Source organism: Streptomyces luteoverticillatus, from assembly GCF_003970715.1.
GTDB classification, from domain to species: Bacteria; Actinomycetota; Actinomycetes; order Streptomycetales; family Streptomycetaceae; genus Streptomyces; species Streptomyces abikoensis.
Genome location: NZ_CP034587.1, coordinates 6,685,587 through 6,706,747, shown reverse-complemented (window position 1 = coordinate 6,706,747; position 21,161 = coordinate 6,685,587). Strand labels below are relative to the sequence as shown.

The 21,161-nt window shown below is 73.6% G+C and carries 21 protein-coding genes and 1 pseudogene; 8 read left to right on the top strand and 14 right to left on the bottom strand.

The window, feature by feature from the left end; translation table 11 throughout:
* Positions 1-57: 57 nt before the first annotated feature.
* Entirely contained in the window at positions 58-1,905 is a 1,848-nt protein-coding gene (locus EKH77_RS29805; RefSeq protein WP_126917338.1) for a glycoside hydrolase family 15 protein, read from the top strand.
* A gap of 27 nt (positions 1,906-1,932) precedes the next feature.
* Here the strand turns inward: EKH77_RS29805 and EKH77_RS29800 are convergent, their stop codons facing one another.
* A complete protein-coding gene (locus EKH77_RS29800) occupies positions 1,933-2,589 on the bottom strand; it encodes a PhzF family phenazine biosynthesis protein (protein ID WP_126917337.1) in 657 nt (218 codons plus the stop codon).
* A gap of 51 nt (positions 2,590-2,640) precedes the next feature.
* On the opposite strand from EKH77_RS29800, the gene EKH77_RS29795 reads away from it, so the two are divergent.
* Entirely contained in the window at positions 2,641-3,882 is a 1,242-nt protein-coding gene (locus tag EKH77_RS29795) for an FUSC family protein (RefSeq protein WP_126918380.1), read from the top strand.
* A gap of 46 nt (positions 3,883-3,928) precedes the next feature.
* Here EKH77_RS29795 and EKH77_RS29790 read toward each other — a convergent pair whose 3' ends face one another.
* Positions 3,929-5,116, bottom strand: coding sequence for an RNA-guided endonuclease InsQ/TnpB family protein (locus EKH77_RS29790; protein WP_126917336.1), 1,188 nt, complete (start codon positions 5,114-5,116; stop codon positions 3,929-3,931).
* Between the two features lie 26 nt (positions 5,117-5,142).
* Between EKH77_RS29790 and tnpA the strand changes: the two are divergent.
* Positions 5,143-5,553: pseudogene (gene tnpA / locus EKH77_RS29785) on the top strand (IS200/IS605 family transposase); the annotation flags it as partial.
* Positions 5,554-5,696: 143 nt separating this feature from the next.
* Here the strand turns inward: tnpA and EKH77_RS29780 are convergent.
* The 6 genes from EKH77_RS29780 to EKH77_RS29755 form a co-directional block, all read right to left on the bottom strand.
* Positions 5,697-8,072, bottom strand: a complete 2,376-nt coding sequence (locus EKH77_RS29780) for a glycoside hydrolase family 65 protein (RefSeq protein WP_126917335.1) — start codon at positions 8,070-8,072, stop codon at positions 5,697-5,699.
* Complete coding sequence (locus EKH77_RS29775) at positions 8,069-8,809, bottom strand: HAD family hydrolase (RefSeq protein WP_126917334.1); 741 nt, start codon at positions 8,807-8,809, stop codon at positions 8,069-8,071. The genes EKH77_RS29780 and EKH77_RS29775 overlap by 4 nt, the downstream gene beginning before the upstream one ends.
* Positions 8,806-10,269, bottom strand: a complete 1,464-nt coding sequence (gene zwf / locus EKH77_RS29770) for a glucose-6-phosphate dehydrogenase (protein WP_240667602.1) — start codon at positions 10,267-10,269, stop codon at positions 8,806-8,808. The genes EKH77_RS29775 and zwf overlap by 4 nt, the downstream gene beginning before the upstream one ends.
* 50 nt (positions 10,270-10,319) lie before the next feature.
* Complete coding sequence (locus tag EKH77_RS29765; RefSeq protein ID WP_126917333.1) at positions 10,320-11,795, bottom strand: CocE/NonD family hydrolase; 1,476 nt, start codon at positions 11,793-11,795, stop codon at positions 10,320-10,322.
* 211 nt (positions 11,796-12,006) lie between these two features.
* Positions 12,007-13,323, bottom strand: a complete 1,317-nt coding sequence (locus tag EKH77_RS29760; RefSeq protein ID WP_126917332.1) for a cytochrome P450 family protein — start codon at positions 13,321-13,323, stop codon at positions 12,007-12,009.
* 108 nt (positions 13,324-13,431) lie between these two features.
* Positions 13,432-14,196: a DUF72 domain-containing protein gene (locus EKH77_RS29755; protein WP_126917331.1), complete on the bottom strand. Its 765-nt coding sequence runs from the start codon at positions 14,194-14,196 to the stop codon at positions 13,432-13,434.
* A 45-nt stretch (positions 14,197-14,241) separates the two neighbouring features.
* Here EKH77_RS29755 and EKH77_RS29750 point away from each other — a divergent pair, with 45 nt between their 5' ends.
* The 5 genes from EKH77_RS29750 (at position 14,242) to EKH77_RS29730 (ending at position 17,348) form a co-directional block, all read left to right on the top strand.
* Positions 14,242-14,655, top strand: a complete 414-nt coding sequence (locus tag EKH77_RS29750; RefSeq protein ID WP_126917330.1) for an HIT family protein — start codon at positions 14,242-14,244, stop codon at positions 14,653-14,655.
* A gap of 96 nt (positions 14,656-14,751) precedes the next feature.
* Positions 14,752-16,116 carry an alpha/beta family hydrolase gene (locus tag EKH77_RS29745; RefSeq protein WP_126917329.1) on the top strand — a complete coding sequence of 455 codons (1,365 nt, stop codon included), beginning with the start codon at positions 14,752-14,754 and terminating at the stop codon, positions 16,114-16,116.
* 27 nt (positions 16,117-16,143) lie between these two features.
* Entirely contained in the window at positions 16,144-16,413 is a 270-nt protein-coding gene (locus EKH77_RS29740) for a dsRBD fold-containing protein (protein ID WP_126917328.1), read from the top strand.
* 15 nt (positions 16,414-16,428) lie between these two features.
* A complete protein-coding gene (locus tag EKH77_RS29735; RefSeq protein ID WP_126917327.1) occupies positions 16,429-16,716 on the top strand; it encodes a DUF1876 domain-containing protein in 288 nt (95 codons plus the stop codon).
* Positions 16,717-16,799: 83 nt separating this feature from the next.
* Complete coding sequence (locus tag EKH77_RS29730) at positions 16,800-17,348, top strand: hypothetical protein (RefSeq protein WP_126917326.1); 549 nt, start codon at positions 16,800-16,802, stop codon at positions 17,346-17,348.
* A gap of 12 nt (positions 17,349-17,360) precedes the next feature.
* On the opposite strand, the gene EKH77_RS29725 is transcribed toward EKH77_RS29730, so the two are convergent.
* Genes EKH77_RS29725 through EKH77_RS33180 form a run of 6 tightly spaced genes read right to left on the bottom strand, consistent with a single transcriptional unit; the run spans position 17,361 to position 21,087 of the window.
* A complete protein-coding gene (locus EKH77_RS29725) occupies positions 17,361-19,136 on the bottom strand; it encodes a complex I subunit 5 family protein (protein ID WP_126917325.1) in 1,776 nt (591 codons plus the stop codon).
* 6 nt (positions 19,137-19,142) lie between these two features.
* Positions 19,143-19,487 (bottom strand): sodium:proton antiporter, encoded by a 345-nt coding sequence (locus tag EKH77_RS29720; RefSeq protein WP_126917324.1) that lies wholly within the window; start codon positions 19,485-19,487, stop codon positions 19,143-19,145.
* A complete protein-coding gene (locus tag EKH77_RS29715) occupies positions 19,484-20,218 on the bottom strand; it encodes an MnhB domain-containing protein (protein ID WP_126917323.1) in 735 nt (244 codons plus the stop codon). Before EKH77_RS29715 ends, EKH77_RS29720 begins: the two co-directional genes overlap by 4 nt.
* Entirely contained in the window at positions 20,215-20,496 is a 282-nt protein-coding gene (locus tag EKH77_RS29710) for a Na(+)/H(+) antiporter subunit B (protein ID WP_126917322.1), read from the bottom strand. Before EKH77_RS29710 ends, EKH77_RS29715 begins: the two co-directional genes overlap by 4 nt.
* The gene (locus EKH77_RS29705) at positions 20,489-20,920 is read right to left on the bottom strand and encodes an MrpF/PhaF family protein (RefSeq protein ID WP_126917321.1); all 432 of its coding nucleotides are present in this window, start codon (positions 20,918-20,920) and stop codon (positions 20,489-20,491) included. The genes EKH77_RS29710 and EKH77_RS29705 overlap by 8 nt, the downstream gene beginning before the upstream one ends.
* A complete protein-coding gene (locus tag EKH77_RS33180) occupies positions 20,917-21,087 on the bottom strand; it encodes a hypothetical protein (RefSeq protein ID WP_164737903.1) in 171 nt (56 codons plus the stop codon). The genes EKH77_RS29705 and EKH77_RS33180 overlap by 4 nt, the downstream gene beginning before the upstream one ends.
* Positions 21,088-21,161 lie beyond the last annotated feature (74 nt).

The window sequence follows — 21,161 nt, the reverse complement described above, 5'->3', positions numbered from 1 at the left end:
CCCGCGCCCCCGGAGGTATAACGGGTGGTGTCGCGCCTCCGCCGAGGAGGGTCGGTCATGAAACACGACATCGGGCCGCGGCAGGCCGTCGCGCCGCCCATCGAGGACCACGGCGTCATCGGCGATCTCCACACCGTCGCGCTGGTGGGCGTCGACGGCACCATCGACTGGTGCTGTCTGCCCCGCTTCGACGCGCCCTCGGTCTTCGGCGCCCTCCTCGACACCGGGCGCGGGGGCTCGTTCTCGGTCCGGGTGCGCGACGTGGAGCGCACCAAACAGATGTACCTGCCGGACTCCAATGTGCTGCTGACCCGTTTCCTCGCCGAGGCCGCGGTCGCGGAGCTGTACGACTTCATGGTGCCGGACCATCCGTCCTGCCCGGCGAGCGACGTCCGGCAGATCGTCCGCCAGGTGCGGATGGTGCGCGGGAGCGCCACGGTCGAGGTGGAGTGCCGGCCGGCGTTCGACTACGCCCGCGCCACGCACACGGTCGAGGTGGTCGAGGGCGTCGGCGCCGTCTTCACCAGCCCCGCCGGCACGCTGGTGCTGCGCTCGACCGTGCCGCTGCGCGCCGAGAGGGACGCCGCCGTGGCGACCGTCGTGCTGGAACCGGGCCGGACGCTGGAGCTCGCGGCCCAGTGGGGCGGCGAGGTCCGCCCGTTCGGCCGCGGGGAGGCGTCCCGGCTGCTGGACGACACCCTGCGCTACTGGGACGGCTGGCTGCGCCGCTCCACCTACCAGGGCCGCTACCGGGAGGCGGTCGAGCGCTCCGCGCTCGTCCTGAAGCTCCTCGTCCACCAGCCCACCGGCGCCCTCGTCGCCGCGCCCACCACCTCACTGCCCGAGTCGCTGGGCGGGGGCCGCAACTGGGACTACCGCTACACCTGGGTCCGGGACGCCGCGTTCACGCTGTACGCGCTGATGCGGCTGGGGTTCACGGAGGAGGCCGCGGCGTTCATCGACTGGCTCCACCACCGCTGTGTGGAGGCGCCACCGGGCACCGGCCTCCAGGTGCTCTACGGCATCGACGGCCGCTCCGAGCTGCCGGAGACCGTGCTCGACCACCTCGCCGGTTACCGCGGCTCCCGCCCGGTGCGCATCGGCAACGCCGCCGCGAACCAGCTCCAACTCGACATCCACGGCGAGTTGATGGACTCCGTCTACCTCTACAACAAGCACGGCGAGCCCATCTCCTACGAGCTGTGGGAGGCGCTGAGCCGCCAGCTCGAATGGCTGGAGAAGCACTGGGAGGAACCGGACGACGGGATCTGGGAGACGCGCGGCGGCCGCCGGCGCTTCACCTACTCCGCGCTGATGACCTGGGTCGCCTTCGAGCGGGCCATGCGCATCGCCCGTCACCGCGGCATGCCCGCCCCGGTGGAGCGCTGGCGCGACGCCGCCGCCGCGGCGTACCGCTACGTCCAGGAGGAGTGCTGGTCGCCGGAGCTCGGCGCGTACGTCCAGTACGCCGAGGGCCGCACGCTGGACGCGTCCCTGCTGGTCATGCCGCTGGTGAAGTTCGCCGGCCCGTCCGACCCCCGGTTCCTCTCCACGGTCCGGCGGCTGGAGGACGAGCTGGTCAGCGACAGCCTCGTCCACCGCTACCGGACCGACGGCACCGACGGGTTCCTCGACCGGGAGGGCACGTTCAACCTCTGCTCCTTCTGGTACGTCGAGGCGCTGGCCCGGGCCGGGCGGGTCGGCGAAGCGCGGTACATCTTCGAGAAGATGACCACCCACGCCAACCACCTGGGCCTGTACGCGGAGGAGATCGGCGCGGCGGGCGAGGCCCTGGGCAACTTCCCCCAGGCCTTCACCCACCTCGCGCTCATCAGCGCCGCGACCAACCTCGACCGCGCCATCACCGCCAACCGCGCGCCCACGTCCCGGCACTGCCGGCCGTGACCCCGCAGGCCCCGACGCCGCCGGCCGTCAGCCGACGGTCACGCGGCCGCCGAGGTCCACCGTGCCGTCCCCGTGACAACGCGTCAGGATCACCGATCCCACGCCCTGCCGGACGACGAGGTCCCGTCCGAGCTCGGCGGCGAGGGTCAGGGCGGCGGCGCCGGTGGCCTCGTCCTCGACGATCCCGTCGCCGCGCCGGGGAAAGCCCCGGGCCCGGACGCGCCCCGCGGCCTCGTCCTCCCAGGCCCAGGCGTACAACCAGCCCTCCCCCGGCGGCGGCGCGGGCAGCGCGTCCACCTCGGCGACCGAGGCGAACCGCTGGGTGCGCCGCCCTGCCGCCCACCCGGCCCGCGCCCGGATCCAGGTCGTCTCCTCCTCCTGCCACGTGGGCACCTCCCCCGCCGGCGGGCGCAGCACGTCCACTCCCCGCCCCCGCCGCCGCAGCCACCACGCGACGCCGACCAGCGGATGCCCCGCGAACGGCAGCACGGAACCGGGCGTCCGGATGTCGACGAGGCCGGTGCCGGGGTCGTCGACGAACACCGTCTCACTGAAGCCCAGTTCCGCCGCGAGCGCCTGCCGGGACTCCCCGGGGACCGCGCGTCCGTCCTCGACGATCCCGAGCGGATTGCCGCCTCCGCCATCCGGTCCCGTGAACACCCGCACCACTATGTGATCAGCCATGCGGGTGATTGAACCAGCCGCGGACCCGGACGAGGGAAGAGGCACAACGTGCTGCCCGACTTGCCCGACCCCCTGACGACCCTGGTGCGGCGCCACCGGGAGCCCGCCGTCGTACAGGCGGTCCGCTCCACGCTGGCGGCGGTGATCTCCTATGTGGTGGCCCTCCAGCTGAGCAGCGAGCAGGCGCCGCTCACCGCCCCGCTCACCGCGATCCTCGTGGTGCAGGTCACCCTGTACTCCACCCTCACCACCGGCATCCGCAGGGTGAACTCCGTGGTGGCGGGCGTGCTGATCGCCATCGGCTTCAGCGTCGTCGTGGGCCTGACCTGGTGGAGCCTGGGGCTGATCATCCTGGCCTCGCTGATCATCGGGCGGTTCGTCCGCGCGGGTGAATTCGTGCCCGAGGTGGCGATCAGCGCCATGCTGGTCCTGGGCGTGACCCGGGTGGGCTACACCGCGTGGGACCGGGTCCTGGAGACCCTCATCGGCGCCGTCGTCGGCCTGCTGTTCGACGTCCTGTTCGTCCCCCCGGTGTGGGTGCAACCCGCCAGCGAGGCCATCGAGCACCTCTCGCGCCGGATGGGACGGCTGCTCCAGCGCGTCGGCGAGGAGCTCGTCGGCCACACCCCGGTCGCGGAGGCGGCGGCCCGGCTCCACGAGGCGCGCCGCCTGGACCAGGAGATCGTGCAGGTCGACGCCTCGCTGCGGCAGGCCGAGGACAGCCTGCGCCTCAACCCCCGGGTCAGGGAGGGGCTCCTCCACCGGGTCGTACTGCGCACCGGCCTCGACGCCCTGGAGATCACCGCAGTCGTCCTGCGCGTCATCTGCCGCACGCTCACCGACCTCGCCAAGGAGCGCACCGGGGAGACCCTGTTCGCCCCCGATGTGGCGGAGGCCCTGCGGGAGGTGTTCCTCCACCTCGCCCGCGCGGTGGAGAGCTTCGCCGTCCTGATCACCACCCAGGTGAGCGCCAACGCCGAGGAGGCCGAGTCCCGGCTCGTCGCCGAACTGGCCGCCGGCCGCGAGAGCCGCGACCGGGCGGCCGAGCTGCTCCTCCAGGGCGTCCGGCGGCACCCGCGCCAGTGGCAGCTCCACGGGGCGCTGCTGGCGGAGATGGACCGGATCCTGGACGAGCTCGACGTGGAGAAACGGACCGAGCGCCTGGCCGAGGAGCTGGACCGCGCCGCCCGCGAACAACGCGACCGCCACCCGACGCTCCACCGCGTCCAGCGCCGCCTCCGCAGCACGGGCTACGGCTGGCGCAGCGCGACGGGCGGGCAGCGGGTCGATTGACTTCCGCTCCCCGGACTAGGAGCCCGGGGATTCCTACCACGGTCGACTAACCGTCTCGGTGGGTTCCTGCTTCACCGCGCTGGGCCGGTACGAGTACCGGTCTTACCTGCGCTCCACAGGCTGACACCGCCAGTCCGGCGGCCTTGGCTACGTTGACAGCCGCGTTGATGTCCCGGTCGAGGACGGCCCCGCAAGCCCCGCATTCCCACACGCGAATGTGCAGGGGCTTGGGGCCGTCCTTGACGCCGCACTGCGAGCAGGCCTGGGAGGTCGGCTCGAACCGTCCGATGGGGAGGAAGCCGCGGCCGAACTTCGCGGCCTTGTACTCCAGCATCGTCAAGAACGCGGACCATCCCGCGTCGTGGACGGACTTGGCCAAGCGCGTACGGGCGAGCCCCTTCACCGCCAGGTCCTCAACGGCAATCGCTTGGTTGTCGCGAATGATCCTCGTTGAGAGCTGGTGGTGGAACTCGCGCCGTGCGTCGGCCACCCGCGCGTGAGCGCGGGCGACCTTGGTGCGGGCCTTGTCCCTGTTCTTCGATCCCTTGGCCTTGCGGGACAGGCGGCGCTGTTCCCTCTTGAGTTTCTTCTCGGCCCGGCGCAGGAAGCGCGGGGCGTCGATCTTCGTACCGTCGGAGAGGACCGCGAAGTGCCCGAGGCCCAGGTCGATGGCGACGGCGGATGCCACGTCGGGCAGCGTCTCGGGGGCGGTATCCACAACGAAGGACGCGAAGTATCTCCCGGCGGCATCTTTGATCACGGTTACCGTGGACGGCACGGAGGGGAGGTTACGGGACCACTTGACCCGCACGTCGCCGATCTTCGGCAGGGACAGGTCCCCGCCGGTCGTGATCTTCCATCGGGCGTTCGCGGTGAACCGTACGGCCTGCCGGTTGTCCTTGCGGGATTTGAACCGGGGCGCTCCCATGCGCGGGCGCTTGCCCTTGAGGCCGTCGAAGAAGTTCCGGTATGCGGTGTCCAGGTCCCGGAGGGACTGCTGGAGGACGACGGCGGACACCTCGCCGAGCCACACGCGCTCTTCGGTGAGCTTGGCCTTGGTGATCAGCAGTTTGGACAGGTCCCCGGTCTTCGGGAGCGCCTCGCCTGCGGCGTGGGCGGTCTCACGGGCGCGAAGCGCATCGTTGTAGACCACCCGCGCACACCCGAACGCCCTGGCCAGCGCTGAGCGCTGAGGACCGTTCGGATACAGGCGGAAGCTGTACCTCAACTGCATACCGATCACCCTACTGCAGTTGGTTTATGTCTGAGTATCAGGACATCCGCACTGGCCGGCACTGTGTCTTCATCCTCCACGCACACTTGGTTTTCGTGACGAAGTACCGGCACAAGGTCTTCAAGGACGCCCACCTGACGCGCATGGAAGAGATCATGCGGGCCGTCTGCGCCGACTTCGAATGCGAGCCGGTCGAGTTCAACGGCGAGAACAACCACGTCCACCTGCTCGTGAACTTCCCTCCGAAAGTTGCCCTGTCCAAGCTGGTCAACAGCCTCAAGGGCGTCAGTTCTCGCAGGCTCCGCCAGGAGTATCCGGAACTGGTCCGACACTACTGGCGGGCACAGCGGCTGTGGTCCGGCTCGTACTTCACCGGGTCGGTCGGCGGGGCTCCACTGTCGATCGTGAAGCAGTACATCGAGCAGCAGAACCGGCCCGTCCGAGCTGAAGTCGACAACGCGGACCCGTGCGCACAGCGCGAGTCAGAGCACTTCTCGGAATCGCTTCACCACCAGGCTAAAGCCCGGTGCACTGCGATGAGAACCGGGTAGCGGACGCGCCCGCCGGCCGCCCGTCGCGGCTAGCGCGCCCCGTCCACCTCGTGGCCGGTCGCGCGGCCGCGGCGGGCGGGGGCGCGGCCGGCCGGCTGCTCGGGGGCGGGGCCGGTGGGGATGGGCGGGATCTGGCGGGACTCCGGGGCGGCGCAGAGGAGGGTCATGCGCTCGCCGCAGTGGCGGATGTCGAGGCTGTCGCCGTCCAGGAGGGTGTAGGTGGCGGTGGTCCCGGTGATCTCCACGCGCACCCGGCGCTGGCGGAACTGGACGGTGAAGGCGAGGCGGCCGAGTTGTTCGGGCAGCCGGGGGTTGAAGGCGATGAGCCCGTCGTCCTCGCGCATCCCGCCGAAGCCGATGACGAGGGCGAACCAGGTGCCGGCGAGGGAGGCGATGTGGATGCCGTCGCGGGTGTTGCCCTCCAGGTCGGAGAGGTCCATCATCGCGGCCTCGCCCACGTAGTCGTAGGCGAGCCGCATGTGGCCGACCTCGGCGGCCATCACGGCCTGTCCGCAGGCGGACAGGGAGGAGTCGCGCACGGTCAGCTGCTCGTAGTAGGCGAAGTTGCGGGCCTTCTCCTCCGGGGTGAAGGCGTCCCCGCGCAGGCACATGGCGAGGACGAGGTCGGCCTGTTTGACGACCTGTTTGCGGTAGAGGTCGAAGTAGGGGAAGTTCAGCAGCAGCGGGTACTGGTCGGGGTGGGTGCGGGCGAAGTCCCAGAGCTGGTGGCGGGTGAAGCCCTCGGACTGCTCGTGCACCAGCAGCTCGTCGTTGTACGGGAGGGTCATCCGGGTGGCCGCGTCCCGCCAGGCGGCGGTCTCCTCGTCGTCCACGCCCAGGTTCGAGGCGAGGTCGGGGTGGCGTTCGGCGGCGGCCGCGGCCTCGCGGAGATTGTGCTGGGCCATCAGGTTCGTGTAGACGTTGTCGTCCGCGATGGCGCTGTACTCGTCCGGGCCGGTGACCCCGTCGATGTGGAAGTCGCCGTGGTGGTCGTGGTGGCCCAGGGAGCGCCACAGCCGGGCGGTCTCCACCAGCAGGGGCAGCCCCACCTCGCGTTCGAAGGCGTCGTCGCAGGTGGCGCGGATGTAGCGGACGACGGCGTCGGCGATGTCGGCGTTGATGTGGAACGCGGCGGTGCCGGCCGGCCAGTAGCCGGAGCACTCGCTGCCGTTGATGGTCCGCCAGGGGAACGCGGAGCCCGCCAGGCCGAGCTGCCGGGCCCGTTCCTGGGCCTCGGGCATGGTGTTGTACCGCCAGCGCAGGGCCTGTTCCACGGCCTGGGGCGCGGTGTAGGTGAGCGCGGGCAGGACGAAGGTCTCGGTGTCCCAGAAGCAGTGGCCGTCGTAGCCGGGGCCGGTCAGGCCCTTGGCGGGCAGGGCGCGGGCCTCGCCGCGGGCACCGGCCTGGAGGACGTGGAAGAGGGCGAAGCGGACGGCCTGCTGGATCTCGGCGTCACCGTCCACCTCGACGTCGGAGCCCGCCCAGAACTCCTCCAGGTAGGCGCGCTGTTCGGCGGCCAGGCCCGCGAAGCGGGCGCTGGTGGCGGCGGCGAGGGCGGCGTCGACCTGGTCGCGTACGGCGGGCGCCGAGCGCACCGCCGACCAGCCGTGGGCGACGATCTTCTCCACGCGCAGCTTCTCGCCCGGTCGCAGCCGTGAGGTGACGGTGAAGCGGCCGAGGTCGTCGACGCTCTCCGACGCGGTCTCGGCCTTGGGGCCGTCCACGAAGTGCGCGGCGGCCACGCCGACCCGCAGGTCGCTGCGGGCGGTGCGGTGCAGCAGCCGAATGCGGTTGCCGTGGGCGGCGTGCTCCTCGGAGACCAGCGGGGTCTCCAGGACGGCGGCGGCGCGCGGATCGCCCTCGGCGCGGGGCAGTTGTTCGTTGGCGACGAGCTCCGACTGGACGACGATCCGCATCTCGTCGTCGAGCGGCTCGACCTCGTAGGCGATGGCCGCCACCGCGCGCTGGCTGAAGGACACCAGCCGGGTGGAGCGGACGCGGACGCTGCGGCCGCTGGGCGAGGTCCACTCGGCGGTGCGGTGGAGCAGCCCGGTCCGGAAGTCGAGCAGCCGCTCGTGCTTGTGGCACTTCCCGTAGCGCAGGTCGAAGGGCTCGTCGTCGACGAGGAGGCGGATGAGCTTGCCGTTGGTGACGTTGATGATGGTCTGGCCGGACTCCGGGTAGCCGTAGCCCGCCTCGGCGTACGGCAGCGGCCGGAACTCGAAGACGCCGTTGAGGTAGGAGCCGGGCAGGCCGTGGGGCTCGCCCTCGTCGAGGTTGCCCCGCCAGCCGACGTGGCCGTTGGAGAGGGCGAAGACCGATTCGCTCTGGGAGAGCACGTCCATGCTGAGCTCGGTCTCGCGCAGGCACCAGGGTTCGACCATATAGGACGGATGGGTGATCACGGGGCCTCCTCCAGCAGTTCCGCGAGGTCGTCGACGACGACGTCGGCGCCGTGCCGGCGCAGTTCCTCGGCCTGGTCGGCCCGGTTCACGCCGACGACGAAGCCGAAGGCGCCGGCGCGGCCGGCCTCCATGCCCGCCAGGGCGTCCTCGAAGACGGCGGCGGCCCCGGGTGGTGTGCCGAGGTCGTGGGCGGCGGCGAGGAAGGTGTCGGGGTGGGGCTTGCCCGGCAGGTGCCGTTCGGCGGCGACGATCCCGTCGATCCGCACCTCGAAGAGGTCCTCGATGCCCGCCGCCGCCAGTACGGCCTGGCAGTTGGCGCTGGAGGAGACGACGGCGCGGCGCAGTCCGGCGTCGCGGGCGGCCCGGGCGTAGCGGACGGAGCCGGGGAAGGCCTCGACGCCCAGTTCCTGGATCTTCGTCAGGACGAGGGCGTTCTTGCGGTTGCCGAGCCCGTGCACGGTGTCGCGGTCGGGCGGGTCGTCCTCGCTGCCCTCGGGGAGGTGGATGCCGCGCGAGGCGAGGAAGGTGCGGACGCCGTCGGCACGGGGCATGCCGTCGACGTAGCGGTCGTAGTCGGTGGCGTCGAAGGGGCGGAAGTCCGCTCCGTCGCGGCGGCTCAGGAAGGCGTCGAAGGTCTCCTTCCAGGCGGCGGCGTGGACGGTGGCGGTGCGGGTGAGGACGCCGTCCATGTCGAACAGGCAGGCGTGGACGGTGTCGGGCAGGCCGAGACGGGTCATGGTGTGGCGCCTTCCCCGCTGTCACCGATGTCATCCGGGAGGTACCAGCGGTGCGGGGCGATCAGGTCGCGGACGGCGTCGGGCCCCCAGGAGCCGGGCGGGTAGGGCAGCACGTCGCCGGGCGACTCCAGCAGGGGGGCGGAGACCTCCCAGAGCCGTTCGATGCCGTCGGAGCGGGTGAAGAGGGCCTGGTCGCCCAGCATGGCGTCGAGGATGAGCCGTTCGTAGCCCTCCAGGCCGTGCCGCCGCCGGACGGAGTCGGCGTACCGGAACGTCATCCTGGCGGGGCCGAGCCGCATGCTCGGGCCGGGTTCTTTGACGAGGAAGCGGGCGGCGATCCAGCCGGGGTCGTCGAAGTCGACGACGATGGCGTTGGCGCAGGAGTCGGCCGGGGGCTGCGCGCCGGGGAACATCCGCAGCGGGGGCTCCTTGAAGTGGAGGGTGACGACCTGTCGCCGGTGGGCGAGCGATTTGCCGGAGCGGAGGTAGAAGGGGACGCCGGACCAGCGCCAGTTGTCGATCTCGGCGCGCAGGGCGATGAAGGTCTCGGTGCCGGAGCGCGGGTCGACGCCGGGCTCGGCGCGGTAGCCGTCGTACTGGCCGCGCACGGCCCGGCGGGGGTCGAGCGGCCGCATCGCCTGGAAGACCTTGTTCTTCTCGTCCCGCAGGGCCTTCGCGCCGAGGTCGGCGGGCGGTTCCATGGCGACGAAGCCGAGCACCTGGAAGAGGTGGGTGACGACCATGTCGCGGAAGGTGCCGGTCTGTTCGAAGAACGAGGCGCGGCCCTCGATGCCGATCGCCTCGGGGACGTCGATCTGGACATGGTTGATGTGGTCGCGGTTCCAGACGGGTTCGAAGAGGCCGTTGGCGAAGCGGAGGGCGAGGATGTTGTCGACGGACTCCTTGCCGAGGAAGTGGTCGATGCGGAAGACCCGTTCCTCGTCGAAGACGGTGTGGAGGGTGTCGTTGAGGGCGCGCGCGGAGGCGAGGTCGGTGCCGAAGGGCTTCTCGACGATGACGCGGGCGCCGTTGGCGAGTCCGGTGCGGCCGAGTTCCTCGACGACGGAGGCGAAGGCGGCGGGCGGCACGGCCAGGTGGTGGAGGCGGCGGGGGCTGCCGCCGAGGTCGCGTTCGGCCGCGCGGACGGCGTCGAGCAGCGGCCGGGTGTCCTTGGGGTCGGCGGCCCCGAAGCTCAGGGCGCGTTCGAAGGCCTCCCACTCCTCGCCGACGGGCTTGGCGGAGCAGAATTCGGCGACGGCGCCCCGAGCGCGCTCCCGGAACTCCTCGTCGGTGAGCGCCTCCGAGGCGGGCGCGGTGCCCACGACCCGGTAGGCGCGGGGCATCAGGCCGGCCAGGGCGAGCCGGAAGAGGCCGGGGAGCAGCTTGCGCCGGGCGAGGTCGCCGGTGGCGCCGAAGAGCACGATGACGTGGTCGTCGGGGGTCGGGGAGGCAGCCTTCACACCCTCAACCTTCCGGCAGCCCCCGCCCGCGCGCGATTCGCGTCACCCGTTCAGCGGACGGGCAGGGCGAGTCCGGTCGCGGCGGAGTGGAGGGCGAGGGTGGCCCCGGGCGGGTTGCGCGCCACGTACAGCGGGTCGGTGCCGGTGACGACGAGGGCGAGCCGGTGGCCGGCGGGGAGGTCGTAGACGGTGGCGAAGAGGTCGAAGGACGCCTCGAAGGGGGTTCCGGGGGCGCGGTGGGCGAAGGAGTACGGGGCGTGGGTGACGAGCGTGGCGGTGCCGGTGGGGGCCAGGTCGTAGAGGCGCGCGACGAGGGTCCCCTCCGCCGCCGAGGGGGTCACCCGGGTGCGCAGGGCGGGGATGCCCCGCAGCCGCCGGGGGCGGGGGTCGGGGGACGTCCACCAGAGGGCGGCGGTGCCGTGGCCGGGTGACGGGGCGTCGGCGTGCGGGCCGCGGTCCGGGCCGGTGTGGATGACGGGGTCTGGGCCCGTCCTCGGCTCCAGCGGGGGGACGTGGTTGGCGGAGGCGGTCGCCCACAGGTCGTCGTAGTGCTCCCCGGGGTGGCCGGGGGGCCGGCCCCGGGCCTCCAGGAAGACGGGCGGCTCGGTGCCGGGGCCGCCGGGCCGGCCGCGCAGGTGGCGGTCGAACCAGCGCTCCGCGCTCGCCGGCGGCGCTTCCGTGGCGTGGTCGTCCCGCCGGTACTCCAGGCGCTTGGCCGTGCGGAGGCGGCTGAAGTACCGCCCGTTCCGGTTGGGTGACTCGACGGTCGCGGACCAGGTGTGGGCCAGCAGGACGGCGGGGGCGTGGGCGTTGAGCCGGTCCAGGTGGGTGATCGGGGAACGGGCGCGGGCGAAGGAGCGGAAGGCGGGCGTGGGGTCGGGGTGCTCCGCGTACTCCCGCAGGGCGCGGCGGACCTCCGGGTCCGGCCGGACCGCCCCGGGGCGGGCGGCGGCCCGGAACAGGGGGTGGGCCCGCCGCCTGGTGCCGCCGCCGTAGAGCCCGTCGAGGAGGTCCACCCAGCCGCCGAGGGCGGCCACCGCCCGTACCCGCCGGTCCTCGGAGGCGGCGAGCAGCCCGATGCCGGCGCCGTACGCCGTGCCGTACAGGCCCACCCGCCGGGCGTCGGCGGGGGTGCGGGCGAGCGCCCAGGAGATCACGGCGGAGGCGTCGGCGACGTCCCGCGGCCCGGCCATGCCGAACGCGCCGCCCGAGCCGGGCAGGCCGCGCGGCCGGTAGCCGACGACGACGTACCCGGCGGCGGCCAGCCGCCGGGCCGCCGGGTCCTGGTGGGCTGCGGGGTACGGGAAGGGGGCCGGCATCACAACCAGCGGGTGCGGCCCGGGGCCCGCGGGCGCGTGGACCTCCGCCCGGAGCCGCACCCCGGGCGCGACCTCGATCGCGGTGACCTCCGGGCCGCCGCGCACGGCCCGGACGGCGGCGGGCGCGGCCACGGCCGGGGCCATGGCGGACACCGTGAGGAGGACGGCCGCCACCAGGGCTGCCAGGGCGGACCGGACCGCTCGCATGGGTCACCTGCCGACGGGCTCGATACGGGCGCGCATCACCGGAGCGCGTCGGTCCGGCGCCTGTGGGAGCCCGCGGCACGACGGCCATACTTACTGACCGCAGCCTCTCGAACACGGAGGGTGACCGGCAAGGCGTCCGGGCCCCGTCCACCCGTCCTGATGAACAACACCCGCCCGGGGATTGGGCGTTGGCCCGGCGGGGCAGGGGACCTCAATGCCGTGCGGCGTGGGTGACGGGGAGTTCGCGCGGGCCGCGCACCAGGAGCCCCGGGCGGTACGGCAGCCGTTCCGGCTCGGTGGCCAGGGCCAGTCCGGGGAGCGCGTCGAAGAGCCGCGGCAGGGCGATCGTCGCCTCCATCCGGGCCAGGCGGGAGCCGAGGCAGAAGTGCGGCCCGTGACCGAAGGCGAGGTGCGGGGCGGGCCGCCCCACGCCCGCGTCCCGTTCCCCGCCCTCGTCCCGTCGCGCGCCGTCGTCCGTCGCCGTGCCGTCGCCCGTCGCCGTGCCCGCGAGGTAGCGGGCGGGGCGGAAGGCGTCCGGGTCGGGGAAGCGCTCCGGGTCGCGGCCCGCCGCCGCGAGCACGACGAGCACGGACTCCTCCGCCGGTATCACCGCTCCCCCGCCGAGGTCGACGCGCTCCGTCGTACGCCGCCAGGTCGTGCCCTCCAGGGGGCTGGCGTGCCGCAGGGTCTCCTCGACCACGGCGGCCCACCGCGCCTCGCCGCCCTCCCGGGCGGCGGCGAGCTCGCGCGGGTGGGTGAGCAGCAGCAGCGACGCGGAGGCCAGCAGGTTCATGGTCGTCTCATAGCCCGCGAAGAGCAGCAGGAACGCCATGGCCAGCAGTTCGCCGTCGTCGAGACCGCCCTCGCTCGCGTCGTGCACCAGCGCGCTGAAGAGGTCGTCGCCCGGGGAGCGGCGCTTGTGCGCGATCAGCGTGGTGAAGTACGCGTGGAGCGCGGCCCACGCCTCGTCGGTCGCCCCCCGTTCCAGGGCGTCGGTGGGCGAGCCGACGCGGTAGGTCCACTCCCGCAAGGAAGCCCGGTCGGCCTCGGGCACGCCCAGCACCTCGCCGATCACGAGCACGGGCAGCGGGAAGGCGAAGGCGTCCACCAGGTCGACGGTCCCCTCGCGGGCCAGCAGGCTGGACACCTCCGCGACCAGGCCGTCGGTCAGCCGCTCGATCCTCGGGCGCAGGGCGTCCACGCGGCGCGGGGTGAAGGCGGCCGTGGTCAGCCGGCGCAGCCGGAGGTGGTCGGGGGCGTCGGAGTTGAGCATGTGGCGGGCGAGGCAGGCCTGGGCCCGCCGGGCCGGGGAGTCCGGCTTGGGGCGCCCGGCGCGGGGTGGCGGCACATTGGAGAAGCGGGGGTCGGCGAGGACCTCCCGCGCCCGGTCGTAGCCGGTGACGAGCCAGGCGTGCGTGCCGTTGGCGAGGGCCACCCGCGCCACGGGGCCCCGGGCGCGCAGCCGCGCGTAGTACGGGTACGGGTCGTGTGCGAAGCCGGGGTCCGCGGGGTTCAGGGTTTCGGGCACCCGCTCATCCTCACCGATCACGGTGCGTTCCCGGCCCCGGGGCCTTGTCAGCGCTGCGGGGGCGGGCCTGTGCGGTTCCTACAAAGCCCTGCGGTTCCTACGAAGCCCTCACCGGGAGTCGGCCGGGGTGCGGCTGACCGTGCGGCCCAGCCGGGCGGCGGCCCGGGCGAAGGCGGCCGCGTCGTGGACGGCGGCGCCGCCGGGGTCGTTGTTGAAGTACGAGTAGACGTCCGCCCGGTCGGGCCAGGTGTCGGCGATCCGCCCGGCCCAGCTCGCCAGCGCCTGCCGGCCGTAGCGGGGCCACGGCTCGGCCGCGCCGCAGTGGAAGCGGACGTACCCCCAGTCCGCCGTGCGCCACAGCGGGGTCACCGGCCGGGAGCCGTGGTCCGCCCAGCACAGCGCCGCGCCGTGGCCGGTGAGGACGGCGCGGACGTCGTCCGTCCACCAGCTGTCGTGCCGGGGCTCGACGGCCACGCGGACGCCCGCCGGGAAGCAGCCGAGCACGGTGTCCAGGGCGGCGGCGTCGCAGCGGAGGGTGGGCGGGAGCTGGAGCAGCACGGGCCCCAGCCGGTCCCCCAGCCCGGCGGCGTGCCGCATCAGCCGGTCGACGGGCTCCTCCGGTTCGCGCAGCCGCTTGATGTGGGTGAGGTAGCGGCTGGCCTTGACGGCCATGACGAACCCGTCGGGGACGCGGGCGCGCCAGTCCGCGAAGGTCTCGGGCGTGGGGAGCCGGTAGAAGGCGTTGTTGTTCTCGACGGTGGCGAAGTGCCCCGCGTACTCCTCCAGCCACAGCCGTTGCGGAACGTCGGCGGGGTAGAGGCCGCCGCGCCAGTCCTTGTACTGCCATCCCGAGGTGCCGACGAGGAGGGGCATGGGTGATCCCTGCCCCGGGACGGCGCGCGTAGTTCACTGGTCTCCGTGGAGTGCCTCTTTTGCGCGATCGCGGCCGGCGAGGCCGACGGACACCGGGTCCTCGACGACGGGACGGCGGTGGCGTTCCTCGACGCCCGTCCGCTGTTCCCCGGCCATGTGCTCGTCGTGCCCAGGCGGCACGCCGAGACGCTCACCGACCTGCTGCCGGAGGAGATCGGTCCGTTCTTCACCCGGGTGCGGCGGATCGCGGGCGCGGTGGAGCGCGGCATGGGCGCCGCGGGGTCGTTCGTGGCGGCGAACAACCGGGTCAGCCAGTCCGTGCCGCACTTCCATGTGCATGTGGTGCCGCGCGACCGCAAGGACGGTCTGCGCGGCTTCTTCTGGCCGCGCGGGCGCTACGCGTCGCAGGACGAGGCGGCGGAGGTGGCGGCCCGGGTCCGGGCGGCGCTGGAGGACTAGACCTGGGCCGGACCTGGACTGGACCACGGAAGGTCCCGCGTGGACTATCACCCCCGATCCGGTCATATTGGGATTACGGGGGCCGGAGGTGTGCGCATGCGATTCGACGACCGAGTGGACGCGGGCCGGCGCCTCGCCGGCCGGCTGGAGGACCTCCGCGACGCCGATCCGCTGGTGCTGGGCCTGCCGCGCGGCGGGGTCCCGGTCGCCTTCGAGGTGGCGCACGCGCTCGGCGCCCCGCTGGACGTCATCCTGGTCCGGAAGCTGGGCGTCCCCTACCACCGGGAGCTGGGGTTCGGGGCGATCGGCGAGGGCGGGATACGCGTCATCTCCGAGGACATCATGCGGATGAGCCGGGTGGACGAGGACGACCTGGCCGAGGTGCAGCGCGCCGAGGAGGCGGAGCTGGCCCGGCAGGCGAAGCGCTTCCGGGGCGGACGGCCGCGGATCCCGCTGACGGGCCGGACCGTGATCGTGGTCGACGACGGCATCGCCACCGGCGCCTCCGCGTCGGCGGCCTGCCGGGTGGCCAGGGCCGAGGGGGCGGCCAGGGTCGTGCTCGCCGTGCCCGTCGCGCCCCCGGACGCGGCCGAGCGGATCGGCCCGGAGGTGGACGAACTGATCTGCCTCAGCACGCCGCCCCTCTTCTCCGCCGTGGGCGAGTGGTACCGCGACTTCTCGCAGACCGCCGACGAGGAGGTCGTCGCCCTGCTGCACAGGAACGCCGAGGAATCCGGCGGCGACGGGGACGACGAAAGCGACGGGAACGACGGGGGTTGCCGGTCCCGTACCGGCCCGGTCGAGCTGCCGGTGGAGGACGGGCGCGTCCGTCTGCCCGGCGATCTGCACATGCCCGCCGGGGCCGCCGGCATCGTCGTCTTCGCCCACGGCAGCGGCAGCAGCCGCTTCAGCCCCCGCAACCGCGCGGTGGCCGAGGCGCTGGCCGAGGCGGGGCTGGGCACGCTCCTGTTCGACCTCCTCACCCCGGAGGAGGAGGCCGACCGGGCGAACGTCTTCGCCGTCGGGCCGCTGGCCCGCCGGCTGACCGAGGTGACCCGCTGGCTGCGGCGCCACACGGCCCTGCCCGTCTGCTACTTCGGCGCGAGCACGGGCGCGGCGGCCGCCCTGCTGGCCGCCGCCGACGCGGCGGAGGAGCACGCGCGGGGCGAGGGCGAGGACATCACCGCCGTGGTGTCCCGGGGCGGCCGCCCCGACCTGGCCGGGGCCGACCGGCTGGCCCAGGTCACCGCGCCGACCCTGCTCGTCGTCGGCGGCCGGGACGAGACGGTCCTCGACCTCAACCGGCAGGCGGCGGCCGCGCTCCGCTGCGAGAACCGCCTGGCCGTCGTGCCGGGCGCCACCCATCTCTTCGAGGAGCCCGGGACTCTGGACGCCGTGGCGGACCTCGCCCGCGAGTGGTTCACCGGGCACCTGGCGGCACCGCCCGCCCCGGCGGGCTGAACCATCGTCATACGGCAGGTGAGCACCATGGAGAAGATCGTCGACTGCGCCATCGACATGCAGTTCCGGGAGATCGACGCCACCACCCAGGCGGATGTCCGGCTCCGGATGCACGACGGCTCCGGCATGAGCGCCCAGGGCATCGCCAACCGCAATCCGGACGACCGCCGCCAGCAGCGCGTCGGCGAGGAGGTGGCGGCCGCCCGGGCCCTCAACAACCTCGCCGAACAGTTGCTGGCCAAGGCCAGTGACGACATCAGGGAGGTCATGCACGAGGACGCGCAACTGTCGCACTGAGACCGAGGAGCGAGCATGCCGCACACAGCCGACTGGGAGGTCCGCCTCCACCTCTTCGAGGACGAAGGAAAGACGACGGCGCGAGCGGTCCTGGAGACGGGCACGTCCTCCCTGACCGGCACGGGCACCGCCCGGCGCGCGGCCGGCGACGAGGACGTGCCGGACATCGGCGACGAGTTCGCCGCGGCCCGCGCCCTGCGCGACCTGGGCGGCAAGCTCCTGCGGACGGCGGAGCACGACGTCGAGGCCAGGGGCGCCGCTCCCTCCCCCAGGGAGTCGACGCCGTACGGCTGGGACATGTGACGGGAAGGCCGGTGCCGTTGCCCGGTTTCCGCCCGATTCCGTCGGCGAAGTATCGAAAGGGGGCCACTGAGGAGGGGGCGGACATGACGGTGATCGTCGGGCTCGCGTACAACGGGCGGGTGCATCTGGGCGGGGACTCGGCGGGCGTCGCCGGGCTGAGAATCACCGTCCGCCGGGATCCGAAGGTCTTCCGCAACGGCCCCTACGCCATGGGGTTCACCACCAGCTTCCGCATGGGTCAGCTGCTGCACCACGCGTTCAAGGCGCCCCGGCCCAAGGGGGATCTGGACCGGTTCATGACCACCGTCTTCGTCGACAAGCTGCGCGCCTGCCTCAAGGACGGCGGCTGGGCACGCAAGGACTCGGAGCAGGAGCAGGCCGGGACGTTCCTCGTCGGCATATACGGCCGCCTGTTCACCGTCTACGACGACTACCAGATCGCCGAACCGGCCGACGGCTACGCGGCCGTGGGGTGCGGCAGCGAACTCGCGCTCGGCGCACTGCACGCCACCGCGGGCTTCGGCCTCAAGCCGCGCGCACGGCTGTCCCTGGCCCTCACGGCCGCCGGTCACCACAGCGCCGGGGTGTCCGCGCCGTTCAGCTATGTCACCGCGCGCAGGGGCCCTTCCTGAGCGGGCGGCCCCTCAGCCGGCGGGCCACAGGGCGAGCGCCGCCAGCAGCCCGATGCCGGCCGCCGCCCACGCCACGTAGTCGCCGACGTGGCCCGAGTGGAGCCGGCGCAGCGGGGCGCTCCAGCGCCCGCCGGGCCGGCCGGTGCGTACGGCCGCCGCGGCCATGCCGGTGGCCAGCGCGGCGGACAGCAGGCCGAGGCCCGCGCCGGACCAGGTCCACCACGGGGTGGCCCCGGGGTACGCCGTCGCCCGGCCGTCGAGGACGGCGGCGGCGTAGCCCGCGTGGTCGGTGAACGCGTGTGCCGCGCCGGCGACGCCCCGGGCGAGCGCGGGGACGGTGCCCACGGCGAGGGCGCCCACGAGGAGCAGGGCCGCCACCGTCACCATCGGCGGGGGCGGTCTGCGCACCGGGCGTCCGGTCTCGGGTTCCTCGTCGCCGCCGGTCTCCGGTTCCTGGGTGCTGGGCTGTCGCCCGGCGCCCAGGAAGACGTGCGCGGTCACGCGCAGCACCGCGCCGCCCGTGATCGCGGAGACGAGGACGAACAGCGCGGCGAACCAGGGGGACGCCTCCTCGGCCAGGGCCTTGCCCAGGCCCGTGCCGAAGGGGGGCAGCCCGGCGAGCGCGAGGCCGCCGGCGGCGAAGAGCAGGCCGATGCCCGTCATGTCCCGGCCCCGCCCGTGGAGTTCGCACTCGTCGACGCTGCCGTACCGGTCGAGGAGCATGCCGGAGCAGGCGAACAGTGCGGCCTTGGCCCCGGCGTGGCCCAGGACGTACAGGCACGCGCCCGTCGTGCTCTCCGGCTCGGCGGCGGCCAGCGCGACGAGGAACAGCCCGGAGTGCCCGACGGTGGAGTAGGCGAGCAACCGCTTCACGTGCCGTTGCTGCCAGCACATCACCGCGCCCACCAGCGCGGTCGTCACCCCCAGGACGAGGAGGACCCGGTGGGCGTCGCCCGCCGGGACGCCGCCGGGTCCGGCGAACACGGTGGTGCGGACGCGCGCGGCCCCGTAGACGCCCATCTCCACCATCACCCCGGACAGCAGCATGCACACCGGGGTGGGGGCGACTGCGTGGGCGTCCGGCAGCCAGAAGTGGAAGGGCACGGCGGCCGCCTTCACCAGCAGCCCCGTCAGGATCAGGACGAACGCGGTGACGACGAGGACGTCGGCACGCGGCCGGGTGTCCAGTTGCCGGCCCGCCTGGGCCATGCCGAGCTCGCCGGTGCGGGCGTAGAGCAGGGCGATGCCGAGCAGCGAGGCGTAGCCGCCGAGGGAGTTGACGAACCCGAAGGCCAGGGCGCCCTGGACCGGACGCTTCTCCTCGACGTGGTAGCCGGTCAGCGCGTATCCGACGACGCCCATCAGCTCGAAGAAGACGAACGCGTCGAAGAGGTCGCCGGTGAGCGCGAAGCCGCACATGCCCGCCTGGAAGAGCAGGACGAGCGCGGGGTAGGCACCCGGGTGGCCGTGCGGCGGCTCGTCGAAGTAGCGCCAGGAGTAGACGAGCACGGCGGTCACCAGCAGGGACGTCAGCCCGGCCAGGCCCAGGCCGACCCGGTCGCCGACGAGCACGATGCCCGCGCTGTGCCCGTGGAGCGGCGTCCAGTCCCCGACCCAGGTCACGGCCGTGCCCCCGGTGAGGAGCACCGCCGAGAGCCCGGTGCTGCCGGCGGCGCAGGCGAGGCCCACGGACTCCGCCACCGGGCGTGCCATCCGCCGGCCCGCGCCCACCAGGAGGGCGGCGCCGAGCAGGGGTACCGCCACGATCAGCGGCAGGAACCGGTCCATGGCCCCTCAGCCCCTCAGCGCGAAGAGTTCGTCGGGGTCGGTGGTGCCGAAGCGTTTGGCGGTCTGGACGACCAGGGCGAGCAGCAGCGCGGTCACCGTCGCTCCCACGACGACGTCGGTCAGGGCCAGGGCCTGGACGACCGGGTCGACCACGGTGACGCCGGGCTTGACGTCGGAGAAGACGGGCGCGGTGCCGCCGTGGCGGTAGCCGACGGACAGCAGCAGCACATAGGTGGAGGACTGGGCGACGGCCAGACAGCCCACGGCGTGCACCAGGTCGCGGCTGGTGGCCAGGCCGTACACCCCGACCAGGAAGATCCATCCCGCGACGAGGTAGGGCAGCACCGTCATTCCCGGTCTCCTTCGATCTCCAGGGCCTGGCTCAGGAAACGGGCGAGCAGGACGACGACGGCCGAGGCCACTTCCACGCCCACGGCCGCGTTGAGCAGCGGGACGGTGCCGCCGGAGGCGAGCGTGTTGAAGGTTCCGTACGGCAGGACGTTGGCGAGGTACGCCGCGCCGGCGACCAGCCCGCCCACGCCGGTCAGGACGTAGGCCGCCTCGCCCAGGGCGTCGCCGATCTCGTACAGGCCGACGGCCCGGACGCGTTTGAGCGCCGGGTAGTCGATGGCGACGTACAGCAGGTGGAAGGCGGTGGCGACGACGACCCCGCCCTGGAATCCGCCGCCGGGGCTGAGCTGGCCGTGCGCGATGACGTACAGCCCGACGAGGAGGGTGACCGGCAGGGCGGCGATCCCGTAGCGGCGCATCGTGGCGGGCACGGGCACGGGGCGTGGTTCCGAGGTCCGCTCGTCCTCGGTGCGGCGGAGCAGGACGACGGTGCCGAGCACGGAGGCGAAGAGGATGCTCTCCTCGCCGAGGGTGTCGAAGGCGCGCTGGTCGAAGTTGACGGCGGAGACGGTGTTGGCGGTGTTCCGGCGCAGGGCGGCCTCGACCGCGCGGTCGCCGTAGGGGTGCCAGGGGCCGCCGAAGGACGGCATCCGGAGGACGGCGGCCACCAGCAGTGCCGCCGTCGCCAGGAGGCCGGCGGCGAGGACGCACAGCCGCGCGCGCCGGCTCATTCGTGTCGCTTTCCGCCGTGCCGCTCCCGCTGCCGCCGGACCTTGCGCACCGTCAGCAGGATCATCAGCGGGGTGAGGGCGGATCCGACGCCGAGCTGGGAGAGGCCGACGTCGGGCGCCTGGAGGACCGTGAAGAGCACGGCGAGCCCCAGGCCGAGCAGGGAGAGGACCACGGCCTGGCGGGCCGGGTCCCGGTTGAGGACGGCGGCGGTGGCGGCCGCCGCGACGAACAGCAGCGAGGCGACGACGAGGACGTCGTCGACGGCCGGGTCAGCCATGGCGCACCGCCTTGGTCGTGGCCACTCCCCCGGCCAGCAGCAGCGCGCCGATGACCAGCAGTTTGACGGTCGCGCGGCCCGGTCCGGTGACCACGCACAGCGGGAGGACCGTCGCGGCCGTGCCGGCGGCGACGACGGGGGTGAGCCGGCGCGTCCCGGGCGGCTCACCTTCCTCCCCGGCGAGGAGGAGCCGGGCGAAGACGAGCGTCCCGGCGGGCCCGAGCACCGAGACGACGAGCGCGAGGTCGACGTAGGCCGGTCGTCCGTAGCCCTGCGCCAGCAGCAGGAACACCAGGCACAGCAGCAGCGTCGCGTAGTTCTGCGCCACGACGCGCCGCCCGGGGGCGCCCCGCGCGGCGCCCCACAGGCTCGGGCCCACACCGGCGATCAGGAGCAGCGCGGCGGCGGCCAGCCACCCGTTCACTCGCGCGCCGCGCGCCGGGCGGCGCGGGCCGCCCAGGCCCCGGCCAGGGCCGCCGCCGCCCCGACGGCCAGCTCCAGGACGTCGACCGTGCTGATGAGCATGATCCACAGCGCGGTGAGCCCGGCCCACCAGCCGGCGGCCTCCAGCGGGCCGCTTTTGATCCGCACCCGGTTTCACCTCCGTGCCCGGCGAGAACGCGCCCCAGTATCGGCCTCCGGGCGATGGGGACCAGGGGAATGGT